12 protein-coding genes and 1 riboswitch are annotated in these 13,568 nt (G+C 55.0%); of the genes, 8 read left to right on the top strand and 4 right to left on the bottom strand.

The genetic code is table 11. From position 1 onward, the window contains the following. Nucleotides 1-109: 109 nt before the first annotated feature. Nucleotides 110-1,009: a lipid kinase YegS gene (gene yegS / locus SK53_RS01890; RefSeq protein WP_023314523.1), complete on the top strand. Its 900-nt coding sequence runs from the start codon at nt 110-112 to the stop codon at nt 1,007-1,009. 57 nt (nt 1,010-1,066) lie between these two features. Here the strand turns inward: yegS and fbaB are convergent, their stop codons facing one another. Then, nucleotides 1,067-2,119, bottom strand: a complete 1,053-nt coding sequence (gene fbaB / locus SK53_RS01885; RefSeq protein WP_000129585.1) for a class I fructose-bisphosphate aldolase — start codon at nt 2,117-2,119, stop codon at nt 1,067-1,069. Nucleotides 2,120-2,367: 248 nt separating this feature from the next. Between fbaB and SK53_RS01880 the strand changes: the two genes are divergently transcribed. Genes SK53_RS01880 through SK53_RS01870 form a run of 3 tightly spaced genes read left to right on the top strand, consistent with a single transcriptional unit; the run spans nt 2,368 to nt 5,596 of the window. Next, the gene (locus SK53_RS01880; protein ID WP_003859236.1) at nt 2,368-3,645 is read left to right on the top strand and encodes a nucleoside permease; all 1,278 of its coding nucleotides are present in this window, start codon (nt 2,368-2,370) and stop codon (nt 3,643-3,645) included. Beyond that, the gene (locus SK53_RS01875; protein ID WP_048208369.1) at nt 3,642-4,646 is read left to right on the top strand and encodes an ADP-ribosylglycohydrolase family protein; all 1,005 of its coding nucleotides are present in this window, start codon (nt 3,642-3,644) and stop codon (nt 4,644-4,646) included. The genes SK53_RS01880 and SK53_RS01875 overlap by 4 nt, the downstream gene beginning before the upstream one ends. Then, nucleotides 4,643-5,596 carry a PfkB family carbohydrate kinase gene (locus tag SK53_RS01870; RefSeq protein ID WP_003859240.1) on the top strand — a complete coding sequence of 318 codons (954 nt, stop codon included), beginning with the start codon at nt 4,643-4,645 and terminating at the stop codon, nt 5,594-5,596. Before SK53_RS01875 ends, SK53_RS01870 begins: the two co-directional genes overlap by 4 nt. Here the strand turns inward: SK53_RS01870 and SK53_RS01865 are convergent. The 3 genes from SK53_RS01865 to thiM are packed head-to-tail and all read right to left on the bottom strand — an operon-like array spanning nt 5,570 to nt 7,926. After that, nucleotides 5,570-6,316: a GntR family transcriptional regulator gene (locus tag SK53_RS01865; RefSeq protein WP_003859242.1), complete on the bottom strand. Its 747-nt coding sequence runs from the start codon at nt 6,314-6,316 to the stop codon at nt 5,570-5,572. The genes SK53_RS01870 and SK53_RS01865 overlap by 27 nt on opposite strands. 42 nt (nt 6,317-6,358) lie before the next feature. Beyond that, entirely contained in the window at nt 6,359-7,159 is an 801-nt protein-coding gene (thiD, locus tag SK53_RS01860) for a bifunctional hydroxymethylpyrimidine kinase/phosphomethylpyrimidine kinase (RefSeq protein WP_003859244.1), read from the bottom strand. Then, nucleotides 7,156-7,926, bottom strand: coding sequence for a hydroxyethylthiazole kinase (thiM, locus tag SK53_RS01855; protein ID WP_048208367.1), 771 nt, complete (start codon nt 7,924-7,926; stop codon nt 7,156-7,158). Before thiM ends, thiD begins: the two co-directional genes overlap by 4 nt. 35 nt (nt 7,927-7,961) lie before the next feature. Further along, nucleotides 7,962-8,058: riboswitch (TPP riboswitch) on the bottom strand. A 615-nt stretch (nt 8,059-8,673) separates the two neighbouring features. On the opposite strand from thiM, the gene SK53_RS24005 reads away from it, so the two are divergent. The 4 genes from SK53_RS24005 to SK53_RS01830 all read left to right on the top strand — a co-directional run bounded on the left by SK53_RS24005 (nt 8,674) and on the right by SK53_RS01830 (nt 13,530). Next, complete coding sequence (locus SK53_RS24005; protein ID WP_071886174.1) at nt 8,674-9,729, top strand: YadA-like family protein; 1,056 nt, start codon at nt 8,674-8,676, stop codon at nt 9,727-9,729. A 184-nt stretch (nt 9,730-9,913) separates the two neighbouring features. Continuing rightward, on the top strand, nt 9,914-10,357 hold the full coding sequence (locus tag SK53_RS01840; RefSeq protein WP_003859249.1) for a hypothetical protein: 444 nt from the start codon (nt 9,914-9,916) through the stop codon (nt 10,355-10,357). A gap of 311 nt (nt 10,358-10,668) precedes the next feature. Beyond that, nucleotides 10,669-12,045, top strand: coding sequence for a diaminobutyrate--2-oxoglutarate transaminase (locus tag SK53_RS01835; protein WP_003859250.1), 1,377 nt, complete (start codon nt 10,669-10,671; stop codon nt 12,043-12,045). A gap of 18 nt (nt 12,046-12,063) precedes the next feature. Then, entirely contained in the window at nt 12,064-13,530 is a 1,467-nt protein-coding gene (locus tag SK53_RS01830; protein ID WP_048208365.1) for a pyridoxal phosphate-dependent decarboxylase family protein, read from the top strand. Nucleotides 13,531-13,568 lie beyond the last annotated feature (38 nt).

Genomic DNA, 13,568 nt, shown 5'->3' with positions numbered 1-13,568 from the left:
ATTTCAAAGCCCTTACGCGGGCTTATTTTTTGCCTTTCATCCTGTTCTTACCCGCTTTTTCCCTCTCTGGGATACACTCTTTCTATAGCTAAAAAAGGGAGCAACCCGGATGGCAACCTATCCAGACAGTTTATTAATTCTTAACGGCAAGAGTGCAGGCAACGATCTGCTGCGCCAGGCGATTACCGAATTGCGTGAAGATGGCGCGCGCATTCACGTGCGGGTGACCTTTGAAAAAGGCGATGCGGCGCGCTATATCGATGAAGGTATCAGGTTAGGCGCTGAGACCATCATTTCCGGCGGCGGCGACGGAACGATCAACGAGATCGCCGGTGCGCTCATTGACCTCAACGCCGCAGCTCGCCCGGCGATGGGGATTTTACCGCTCGGTACCGCCAACGATTTTGCCACCAGCGCCGGTATACCTGAGGATTTAGGCAAAGCACTGCAACTGGCTATCCTCGGGAAAGCGACCGCCGTCGATATTGCGCAGGTGAATGAAAGAACCTGCTTTATCAATATGGCAACGGGCGGTTTCGGCACGCGGATCACCAGCGAAACACCGGAAAAACTGAAAGCCGCGCTGGGCGGCGTCTCGTATCTCATTCACGGCCTAATGCGCATGGACACCCTCAAGCCCGACAGCTGTGAAATTCACGGTGAGAACTTCCACTGGCAGGGCGACGCGCTGGTGATTGGTATCGGCAACGGGCGGCAGGCGGGGGGCGGTCAACAGCTTTGCCCGGAAGCATTGATCAACGACGGTCAATTACAGCTGCGTATTTTTACCGGCGACGGGCTGCTGCCTGCGCTGTTTACGACGCTGACGCAGCCAGAGGAGAGCCCCAATATCATCGACGGGAAATCCGCGTGGTTTGAAGTGATCGCCCCACACGGCATGACCTTTAACCTCGACGGAGAGCCGCTCAGCGGCGAGCGATTCCGCATTGAGGTGTTGCCCGGGGCGTTGCAGTGCCGATTGCCGCCGGACTGCGTGCTGTTGCGCTGATGTTTGACAGGGTGCGCGATAATGCCCTCTCCTTTGAGGGAGAGGGATACGGTGGCGTCAGGCAATCGTGACTTTACTGTCCAGATAGACATCCTGAACCGCATTAATCAGCTTCACGCCGTCGGCCATGGACTTTTTAAACGCCTTACGGCCGAGGATCAGCCCCATGCCGCCCGCACGTTTGTTAATCACCGCCGTGCGCACCGCGTCGGTCAGATCGGTTTCACCGCCTGCCGCACCGCCGGAGTTAATCAGCCCGGCGCGGCCCATGTAGCAGTTCGCCAGCTGGTAGCGCACCAGATCGATCGGGTTGTCGCTGGTCAGCTTGCTGTACACGCGGTCGTCGGTATAGCCAAAGTTCACCGCTTTATAGCCGCCGTTATTCTCGGCCATTTTCTGCTTCACGATGTCCGCGCCGATGGTTGCCGCCAGGTGGTTTGCCTGACCGGTCAGATCCGCTGATACGTGGTAATCCACGCCGTCTTTCTTGAATGACGCGTTACGCAGATAGGCCCACAGCACGGTTACCATGCCCAGCTCGTGGGCACGCTCGAACGCCGCGGAGATTTCTTCAATCTGACGTCGCGACTGTTCAGAGCCGAAATAGATGGTTGCCCCGACCGCCACCGCGCCCATATTGAACGCCTGCTCGACGCTGGCGTACAGGGTCTGGTCATATTCGGTTGGGTAGCTCAGGGTTTCGTTGTGGTTCAGCTTGACGAGGAACGGAATGCGGTGAGCATAGCGGCGAGAAACGGAGGCCAGCACGCCATACGTCGATGCCACACAGTTACACCCTGCTTCAATCGCCAGCTCGACAATGTTTTTCGGGTCAAAGTAGAGCGGGTTAGCAGCAAACGACGCTCCCGCCGAGTGCTCTACGCCCTGGTCAACGGGCAGAATGGAGAGATAGCCGGTCCCGCCCAGACGGCCGGTATTGTAAAGCGTCTGCATGTTTCGCAGTACGGCAGGCGGACGGTTGTTGTCGACCATGACCCGGTCTACGTAATCATGGCCAGGCAGATAAAGCTGGTCGGCTGGAATGGTCATACAACGATGCTGTAAAAGGCTGTCGGCGTCTTTGCCAAGCAGCTGCGCAATATCAGTCATAGTGATGCTCCCGTAAGTCCGACATGATGTCGGAGCGTGTGATCCAAGCCCACGTTTTTGCAGGCAGACTAAGCCTGGTACCGACTTAACCTATTTTCCACCATTTGCAACTTTTTTAAGCACAATCTGCTGGCTCGTTTCGTGTACAACATTTTTGTTACACTGATCAAACAATCGCCTTAAAGGTATTTAAAAGGTATTATCACATGGTATGTTACATGCGTACCTCTGACATGCAGGATTAAAAAATGAAAACGAAAGTCCAACTGTCATTCATGATGTTCGTTGAATGGTTTATCTGGGGCGCATGGTTTGTGCCGCTGTGGCTGTGGCTGAGTAAGAGCGGGTTCACCGCCGGGGAAATTGGCTGGTCGTATGCCTGTACTGCGATTGCCGCGATCCTCTCTCCTATCCTGGTCGGCTCGCTGACGGACCGTTTCTTCGCCGCTCAGAAAGTGCTGGCCGTGCTGATGTTCGCTGGCGCGATTCTGATGTATTTCGCAGCGCAGCAAACCCAGTTCAGCACCTTCTTCCCGCTGCTGCTGGCCTACTCCCTGACCTATATGCCGACCATCGCGCTGACCAACAGCATCGCCTTCGCGAACGTCGATGACGTAGAGGCTGATTTCCCGCGCATCCGCGTGATGGGCACCATCGGCTGGATTGCCTCCGGCCTGGCGTGCGGCTTCCTGCCGCAGATGATGGGCTATAGCGACATCTCTGACACCAATATCCCGCTGCTTATGACCGCTGCCAGCTCCCTTCTGCTTGGCGTCTTCGCGCTGTTCCTGCCGAATACCCCGCCGAAGAGTACCGGCAAGCTGGATTTCAAAGTGATGCTGGGGCTGGATGCGCTGATCCTGCTGCGCGATAAAAACTTTCTGGTGTTCTTCTTCTGCTCGTTCCTGTTCGCCATGCCGCTGGCCTTCTACTACATCTTTGCCAACGGCTATCTCACCGAAGTGGGGATGAAAAACGCCACCGGCTGGATGACCCTCGGCCAGTTCTCTGAAATCTTCTTCATGCTCGCTCTGCCGTTCTTTACCAAACGCTTTGGTATTAAGAAGGTCTTGCTGCTGGGTCTGATCACCGCCGCCATTCGCTACGGTTTCTTTGTTTACGGCGGCGCCGAGCAATACTTCACCTACGCCCTGCTGTTCCTCGGCATTCTGCTGCACGGCGTAAGCTATGACTTCTATTACGTCACCGCGTACATCTACGTGGATAAAAAAGCGCCCGTGCATATGCGCAACGCGGCGCAGGGCTTGATCACGCTGTGCTGTCAGGGCTTTGGTAGCCTGCTAGGTTACCGTCTCGGCGGCGTGATGATGGAAAAAATGTTCGCATATAAAGAGCCGGTGAATGGGCTGACCTTCAACTGGGCCGGAATGTGGACGTTTGGTGCAATCATGATTGTGGTGATTGCCGTGCTGTTTATGCTGTTTTTCCGCGAATCGGATAAAGAGATCACCGCAATTGAGGTGGTTGATGGCGATACCGCGCTGACACGAGGGGAAGTTAAATGAAACAAGACCGTATTCTCGGTGCTCTTTACGGGCAGGCGTTAGGGGATGCGATGGGAATGCCGTCGGAGCTGTGGCCGCGCAAGCGGGTGAAAGCGCACTTCGGCTGGATCGACCGTTTCTTACCCGGCCCGGCTGAGAATAATGCCGCCTGTTACTTTAAGCAGGCCGAATTTACGGATGATACGTCGATGGCGCTGTGCCTGGCCGATGCGATTATCGAATGCGAGGGGGAAATTAACCCTGACGTTATCGGTAAGCATATTCTGGACTGGGCGCTGGATTTTGACGCGTTCAATAAGAATGTGCTCGGCCCGACCTCCAAAATTGCCCTGAACGCCATCCGTGACGGCAAGCCGGTGAGCCAGCTGGAGAACAACGGCGTCACCAACGGGGCGGCGATGCGAGCCTCCCCGCTGGGATGCCTGCTGCCGGCCACGCGTCTGGCGCACTTTGTGGAACAGGTTGCGTTAGCCTCCAGCCCGACCCATAAATCGGATCTCGCCATCGCCGGTGCGGTGGTGATCGCCTGGGCGGTTTCACGCGCTATCGACGGCGAGCGCTGGCATCACATCGCCGATGCCCTGCCGGGTATTGCCCGTGCGGCGCAGGAGGCGAACACGACCACCTTCAGCGCATCGCTTTCCGCTCGTATTGAGCTGGCCCTGAAAACCGTGCGCGAAGCCAACGGTACCGAGTCCGCCAGCGAGCAGATCTATCAGCTTATTGGCGCGGGCACGAGCACCCTTGAGTCCGTTCCGGCGGCGATTGCGATGGTCGAACTCGCGGGTACCGATCCGAACCGCTGCGCGGTGTTATGCGCCAACCTGGGCGGTGATACTGACACTATCGGCGCGATGGCAACGGCCATCTGCGGCGCGCTGCACGGTGTACAGGCCATTGATCCGGCACTCAAAAAAGAACTTGATGCCGTAAACCGGCTCGATTTCGGCCACTACTGTGAAAAACTGCTGCACTTCCGGGAGCACAGGGAGGGCGTATGAGTGCTTTTGCCCGCCGTCTCGAAACCCTTCACGCCACGCGTCCCGTAACGGTGCTCGGCGCGGCGGTCATCGACGTGATTGCCGACGCCTACGCCCTGCCCTGGCGCGGGTGTGATATCGAACTGAAGCAACAGGGAGTGAATATTGGCGGCTGCGCGCTGAATATCGCCATCGCCCTGAAGCGGCTCGGCATTGCTGCGCAAAACGCGCTTCCTGTCGGCCACGGCGTGTGGGCCGATATTATCCGTAACGCCATGGCGAAGCAGGATCTGCACAGCGCCGTGGAAGCGGAAACGGGTGATAACGGCTGGTGCCTGGCGCTGGTGGAGCCTGACGGTGAACGGACCTTTATGTCGTTCAGCGGCGTGGAGAATCAGTGGCAGCAGCGCTGGCTGGACGGGTTAAGCGTGCCGGCAGGGAGCCTGATCTCTTTGTCCGGCTACCAGCTGGCGTCCCCCAGCGGTGAGCTGCTGACGGCCTGGCTGGAAAGTCTTCAGGATGCGACGCTCTTTATCGATTTCGGTCCGCGCATCGCGGATATTCCCGACCCGCTGATGGCAAGGATTATGGCCTGCAAACCGATGGTCTCGCTTAATCGTCAGGAGGCGGAACTTGCCGCAGAATGGCTTGGCGTAAGCGTGGAAGAGCTCGGCACACGGTGGCAGCAGAGGTTTGGCGCTGCGCTGATCGTACGCCATGATAAAGACGGGGCGGTCTGGTATGACGGTGACGCTTCCGGACACGTTCCGGCGTTTCCTGCTACCGTGGTCGATACCATCGGCGCGGGTGACAGCCATGCGGGAGGTACCCTTGCCGGTCTGGCCGCGGGATGGTCACTGCCAGAGGCGGTGCAGCTTGGCAATGCCGTAGCCGCCTGGGTAGTCAGCCATCGCGGTGGCGACTGCGCCCCCACGCGCGAGGCCCTACTCCTCGCACACAAAGACGTATAGGTCGCTGCGGCAGTAGCTGATGCTGTACTCAATTGGCCGGTGCTGTTGATCGAGCGCGACTTGCTTGATCACCAGCACCGGTATCTTATCGTCCATCTTGATATGCGCCTGAAACTCGCTGTCCGGCATCCGGGCGCTGACGCGGGACCGGGTGCGCTGCGGAAAGATATTCTGGCTGCGGAAGTAATCATAAAGCGAGACGCCAATGTCGTCCGGGTTGGGAATTAATCCTACTGGTACCCAGGACTCCTCTATCGATACTGCATCGTCATCCACATAGCGGATGCGCTTAAGCAGAAATACATCACTGTCTGGCGCAAGGGAAAGGTGGCGGGCGATCTCCTCCGGACATTTCACGACGCGTTTATTAACCCACAGCGTGTTGGGCGTTTTGCCCCGCAGCACCACCTGCTGAGAAAACCCGCGCGCCTCTTTTAGCGAATATTCAAAGATATTGTTGATTTGCGTACCGTATCCACGCGCGCGGGTGACGACGCCAGCCTCTTCCAGCGCCTGCATCGCTTTACGCACCGTAATGCGCGACACACCGGCAAGCTGGCTCAGATCGCGCTCGCCAGGCAAAATATTACCGTGCGCGAGCACGCCGCTGCGTACCGCGTTTTTAACCGTTTCGGCAAATTTCAGATACAGCGGCGTGTTGTCCGGTGCGGCAATTCGTTCCTTGAGTTGAGCAATTAACCGGGTATGCGCTTGTTCCATCTCTGTTTTTCTCTGGCATAAGGTTTTATGCCAGTATACGGCTTACCACCATGCATGAAAATGGTGAACCGGCCCAATACCGTGACCCACTTCCAGAGAATCGGCTTTTGCCAGCGCGTCCGAGAGCCAGATCTTCGCCTCCTGTACCGTATCCGCCCAGTTCGCGTTTCGGGGACGCAGCGCCGCCAGCGCCGCCGAGAGCGTACAGCCCGTGCCGTGGGTGTTTTTGGTCTGTACGCGCGGGGCGGTGAAACGTTGCGCGCCATCGTGGGTGAAGAGCCAGTCCGGGCTTTCTGCATCATCGAGATGACCGCCTTTCATCAGTACCGCGCGACACCCCATCGCCAGCAGCGCATTGCCCTGCTCTTTCATTTCACGTTCGTTTTGCGCGTGTGGCGCATCCAGCAGCGCGGCGGCCTCAGGCAGGTTTGGCGTGATCAGCGCCACCTGCGGCAGCAGCTTTTTACGCAGGGTGTCGACGGCCGAGGCGGAGAGCAGCGGATCGCCGCTTTTGGCCAGCATCACGGTATCGAGCACCACGTTTTTTATCTGATAACGTTTGAGACGTTCCGCGACCGCTTCAACAATGTCCGCCTCTGCGAGCATGCCAATTTTGGTGGTGTCGATACGTACATCGCTGAATACCGAATCCAGCTGTGCGGCGACAAAATCCGGCTCAATGCGATACACCGACTGTACACCGCGCGTGTTTTGCGCCACCAGCGCGGTGATAACCGAACATCCGTAAGCGCCGAGCGCAGAGAAGGTTTTCAGGTCTGCCTGGATCCCCGCTCCGCCGCTGGGATCGGTTCCCGCAATAGTCAGGGCATTTATGCGTGTCATACCTGTTCCTCCAGCGCGTAAAGCGCGTCCAGAAACGCGGAGGAAAAGCTGCCGGGCCCCCGGCTTTGAGTCAGGGCAACTGACCCTGCGCGCTTCATAAAGCCGCAGGCAGCCGTCGCGTTATCAAGCCTGTCGCCAGGCAGCGAGCAGCAGGCGGCGACGACCGCCGAGAGCGCACAGCCAGTTCCTACCACGCGGGTCATCAGCAGGTCGCCGCCCGCGACCGTACGGGTTCGCTGACCATCAGTGATGTGATCCACTTCTCCTGTGACGACCACAACGGCATGGGTCTGACGGGCGAGCGTCTGCGCAGCGGTCAACGCGCTCGCTGCCGTATCGGTGGAATCAACCCCCCGCCCGCCCGCACTCATTCCGGCAAGGGCGAGGATTTCGGAGGCGTTTCCACGAATGGCCGCAGGTTTAAGGGATAATATTTGCTGGCAAAAACGGGTGCGGAACGCCAGCGCGCCAACCGCAACCGGATCCAGAACCCAGGGTGTGCCCGCGGCTACAGCGCTCTCAATAGCCCGACGCATCGACTGGGCGCGCGGTGCGGTGAGTGTACCCACGTTGATGAGCAGAGCATCGGCAAGCGCGGCAAACTGTTCCGCTTCCTCGGCTTCGATCACCATTGCCGGGGAAGCGCCCAGCGCGAGCAGCACGTTGGCGGTGAAGGTCTGCACGACATCGTTGGTCATACAGTGCGTGAGCGGGGAACGGGTTCGGAATTGATGTAAAAAGTGTGAGTCGAGCAGGTCAGGCTGCATGGTTTCGCTCCTGCCGTGCGTGAAGAAGCGATGACCGGGTAGGCATCTGACTTCCCTACGCTGGCATTATCCAGATCAGGTAATACGGGTATTTCTCAGCCTTCACAAAGAAGGGCACCCCGAGTCAAATTACTTATAAAACAGTTACTTACAAAATGGCATTTCGTAGTCATGTAGTGTAACCGGGGGGTAACCCGGGTGCAAGGAGTTTTGGGCTGTCCGTTAACCCCCTGTAACGAACAATAAACGACAAGATATTAACTACGCTCAATATGTATACATTATTGTTCAGTTAATTATCCCGCCATATTTGTTAAGAACTCATTAAATATAATATTCACTTTCTGTGCTGAGAAATTTTATTTTTATCCATAATGACTCACCGGGAGTGATTTTATAAGACAGCCCACCTGCTTTCGTATGAAATAAACTCAGGCATCAATGTAAACATTTATTTTGCAGAAATTTATTTCTGTCAATTACTTAATCTGACCCTCTCATTTCCCTCGTCATTTTCACTTTAATGTTTACATTAATAACAACCGCAAAATGACTTTTACGCCCTCGGAACTATTCATAGTATTTATGACTTAGATCAACATCATTGATCTGCGTTTAATTGATAGTTCACTCGCGTTACTAAATAAGATTTAGACAACCTTCAACCGTTTTTTAAATCCAAAAAATAAAGCTGTTCAGCTTCAGTATTTTCGATAATTAATGATGTGAGCTTTTTAAATGAAATCTATGAATAAAAACTTTACTGCTATTTTTGTAATGGGCATTGTCTTAGCGGGTACAATGAGCCAGGCTGAAGCCGCGAATACGGTTTGGGACGATCAGCAAATCACTAATATTGTAAATGACCATCAGGATCAAATTACACAAAACAACGCTGATAGTATTAACCGTGATAGCGCAACGGATAACCGCTTAACGCAGGTTAACGACGACCTTCAGTCCACAAAACTGGGCGTGTTAGTCGTGGATAAAATGGCTAACGACGCACATCAGAAAGCGTTGCTTGCTGGCGCACTTGCCGATACCGCCAGTCTGAAAAGTGAGACGGCCTTACAGGGTGTGGCGACTAACGGCACAGCCATTATCAACCTTCAACACGTCGATAATATTCAGGATAGCCGCCTTACTGCTCTCGAAAATGCACCTAAACCCATCAACGGTGCAGATGGAGCGAAAGGTGATAAAGGGGATACCGGCGCGACTGGCGCAAAGGGCGATAAAGGGGATACCGGTGTAACTGGCGCGAAGGGTGAAAAAGGCGATGCTGGCGCGACAGGTATGAAAGGTGATAAGGGTGATACTGGCGCACAAGGCATTGCGGGAAGAAACGGTCGCGACGGTGCAGACGGTCATAACGGTAAAGATGGTGTGACAACCACCGTGACACAACGACAGCTGGATACGGCTACCCAGGCGAAGGTCGCTAAAAATAGCCTGGCTGTTACTGCCGCCACGCAGGATCTGCAAGCCACCAGGCAGTCATTACAGGCAATGAATACTAACACCAGCCAGCAATTTAAATCTCTGCGTGATGAAGTGGACAATAATAAGAAGCAGGCTAATGCCGGTATTTCAGGGGCGATGGCGATGGCGGGTTTGCCACAAGTGCAAACCAATCAGCGCGTCATGTTCTCTGCTGGTGGTGCGACTTACAACGGTGAGAGCGCGCTTGCTGTCGGTGCGTCCGTTAACTTTAATTCCCATGTCATCGCGAAAGTGAGCTTCTCAGATGACACTGCGAATAATATGGGCGCTTCGGTTGGGATTGGTATGGGCTTTTAAAGCGTAAAAAAATCGTCGGGACAAGTATAAAGCCTCATTTTGCGGATGAGCATTTCGTTGATACAAAAAGATGTCTAAATATATTTTTATTTCGGTAGCCCTGTATCTAATGCTGATTTCGGTCGGGATCTGGATCGGCGTGATGTATGTCTCCTGGTATTTGTGTCGTTATTAAGGCAATAAAATGAAAAAATTAATGATGTTAGTCATAAGTGGTACCGTGCTTGCAGGTTGTGTCTCGCCTGCGCACGCCATAAACGCCCATTATCGCGCTCAATTAGAACGTTCGGGATGCACGCAAATTAGCGCTGGCGATGGCTCTTGCGATGTCAGCAAAACCAAAGCGGAAAACACGGCACAACACGAACCAACGGCATCCGTTCACGATCCCCTGCGTGAAGCCTCGTTCTCGTCGGATACGGTTAACGCCACGCTTTCTAACGGCTTTTTTAGCGCTACCGTGAACGGCAAAAAAGCCAGCGTTAAACGTCTGAATGCGAATTTCTATGAGATCCATGGTAACGGTTTTGTGATATCGATAAGCTTGGATGAAAACGGTATTACGGACGCGTCATGGAATAAAACGAAGGGACGCGAACACGGCGTTTTACGCGTTAGTCAGAAATAAACAGCGTAAGGAGGCTCTCTGCCTCCTTTTCGCCTGCCAATCGCACGATTTGTCACACTCTTTTGTCTGATTTTACAATGCTGACAAATCATACGTAAGCTGCTGTTTTTATTTAGCATAAAGTGCAATCTTCCCCATACAAACGGCGTTCTTCCCTGCCCTGTGCCCTGTGTCACAAAACAGTAAACAAATTAACCATTGAGCCCGGTGACAAAAGGCTCTATATTGGCGGCGTTTTTTTCAGGCCCCATCTGTTTTTTAACTTTTTATTCAATCGTGGCTCATAACGAAGCGGCGGTTGTAGGAGTGATATGATGACGGATAAAGTCCGTATTGACACCGTAGATGCCCACAAAAGCAACGAAACCTATCTGGCCCGTCAGGCCGAATTTGAATCTAACGTCAGGAGTTATCCGCGCAAACTGCCTTTAGCGATCACAAAAGCAGAAGGCGTGTGGATCACCGATGCAGATAATAAAGAATACCTTGACTGTTTAGCAGGCGCAGGCACCCTCGCGCTTGGACACAATCATCCTGATGTGCTGAAAAGCATCCAAAATGTCATTACCAGCGGCTTGCCGTTACATACCCTGGATCTGACCACGCCGCTGAAAGACGCGTTTTCAGAATACCTTCTCTCTCTGTTGCCTGGTCAGGGCAAAGAGTACTGCCTGCAATTCACTGGCCCGTCCGGGGCTGACGCCGTTGAAGCGGCGCTGAAGCTGGCGAAAAAAGTGACCGGTCGTAGCGGTATCATCAGTTTCTCTGGTGGTTACCACGGTATGACCCACGGCGCACTGTCCGTCACCGGCAACCTGTCTCCTAAAGAAGCGGTTGACGGTATGATGCCAGAAGTCCAGTTCATGCCTTACCCACACGAGTACCGTTGCCCACTGGGTATCGGTGGTGAAGCGGGCGTGAAGGCGCTGACCTACTACTTCGAAAATCTGATTAACGACGTTGAAAGCGGCGTGCGTAAACCTGCCGCGGTGATCCTCGAAGCCGTTCAGGGTGAAGGTGGCGTGAACCCGGCACCTGTTGAGTGGTTGCAGCGCATCCGTAAAGTCACTCAGGAACACGGTATCCTGCTGATCCTCGACGAAGTCCAGGCTGGCTTTGCCCGTACCGGTAAATTCTTTGCCTTCGAACACGCAGGTATCGAGCCAGACATCATCGTGATGTCTAAAGCAGTCGGTGGCGGTCTGCCGCTGGCCGTGCTCGGTATCAAAAAGCAGTTCGATGCATGGGCGCCAGGCCACCATACCGGTACCTTCCGCGGCAACCAGCTGGCGATGGCAACCGGTCTGACGACGCTGAAGATCCTGAAAGACCAGAATATCGCGAGCAAAGTGGCCGCACAGGGCGAATGGCTGAAAGGCCAGCTGAAAGAGATGGCGAAACGCTATCCGGTTATCGGTCACGTTCGCGGTCTGGGCATGATGATCGGTATTGAGATCGTTAAGCCGCACGAAGCCGCTGACCACATGGGTTGCTTCCCGGGCGACGGCGAGCTGTCTGCACTGATTCAGAAGAAGTGCTTCGAAGCAGGCTTGATTCTGGAGCGTGGCGGCCGTAACGGTATCGTTCTGCGTCTGCTGCCTTCTCTGCTGATCAGCGATGACGAGCTGAAAGTCTTCCTGGATAAATTCGAGCAGGCACTGCTTGCTGCGGGCGTTAGCCCGGCGTAACCGGAGTTATTGATTACGATGTCTGATTCAAACCCAATTTTGTTCTCCTCTGCGCAGAGCATTGAAGCTTACCAGCAGGCGATTGAACAAAGCACTCAGGCTGTGATGCAGTGGCTGAAACAGCCTGAGATGTACCAGGGCAAAACGGTCGCGGAGCTGCGCGACCGTATTAAGCTGGATTTCAACCCGAAAGGGCTGGGTAACGAAGCGGCGATTGAACGCGCCGTGGAGTTCTTCCTGAAAGACAGCTTGTCCGTTCATCACCCGCAGTGCGTGGCGCATCTACACTGCCCAAGCCTGGTGGTTAGCCAGGCGGCGGAAGTACTGATTAACGCCACCAACCAGAGTATGGACTCCTGGGATCAAAGCCCGTCCGCAACCATCATTGAGATCAAACTGATCGAGTGGCTGCGTACCCGCGTGGGTTACCAGGCTGGCGACGCAGGCGTCTTCACCAGCGGCGGTACCCAGAGTAACCTGATGGGGCTGATGCTGGCGCGTGACGCGTTCTTTGCGCGTCAGGGCCATTCTGTTCAGCAGGACGGTCTGACAGGCGATCTGCGTAAGATCCGCGTTCTGTGCTCGGAAAACGCACACTTCTCCGTGCAGAAAAACATGGCGCTGATGGGTCTGGGCTACCAGTCCGTGGTGCAGGTGAAAACGGACGAATTCTCCCGCATGGATCTCACCGATCTGGCGGCGAAAATCGAACAGTGCAACGCGAACGGCGAGCAGATCCTGGCGATTGTGACCACGGCCGGTACGACCGATGCGGGTGCTATCGATCCGCTGCGTGCTATTGCTGAGCTGGCTGCGAAACAGAATATCTGGGTGCACGTTGATGCGGCCTGGGGCGGCGCGCTGCTGATGTCTGAGCAGTATCGTCACTACCTGGACGGTATCGAGCTGGTGGATTCTGTCACCCTGGACTTCCACAAGCAGTTCTTCCAGACCATCAGCTGCGGTGCGTTCCTGCTGAAGGAAGCGCGTCACTATGAGCTGATGCGCTATCAGGCGGCCTATCTGAACTCTGAGTTCGATGAAGAAGCAGGTGTACCTAACCTGGTCTCCAAATCTCTGCAAACCACGCGCCGTTTCGACGCGCTGAAACTGTGGATGAGCCTGGAAGCGCTGGGTCAGGAGCAATACGCGGCAATCATCGATCACGGCGTGACGCTGGCACAGCAGGTTGCGGCTTACGTGAAAGAGCAGTCTGCTCTGGAACTGGTGATGCAACCCCAACTGGCAAGCGTGCTGTTCCGCTTCCGTCCGCAGGCGCAAATGGATGACGCCGGTATTGCCCTGCTGAACCAGAAAATTGGCGATGCGCTGCTGGAGTCTGGCCGTGCAAACGTCGGTGTGACCGAGCATAACGGTATCACCTGCCTGAAGCTGACTCTGCTGAACCCAACCGTGACGCTGGAGGATGTTAAAGTCCTGCTGTCTCTGGTTGAGCGTACCGCGCAGGAAGTGATGGCGAAGTAATGCTTATCCCTCTCCCACCCGGGAGAGGGATTGTTTTT

The sequence above is a fragment of the Enterobacter sp. MGH119 genome, assembly GCF_001037675.1.
In the GTDB taxonomy this organism is placed as follows: Bacteria; Pseudomonadota; Gammaproteobacteria; order Enterobacterales; family Enterobacteriaceae; genus Enterobacter; species Enterobacter hormaechei_C.
Note: the sequence above shows the minus strand (reverse complement) of the source record. Positions and strands in the feature narration are given on the sequence as shown.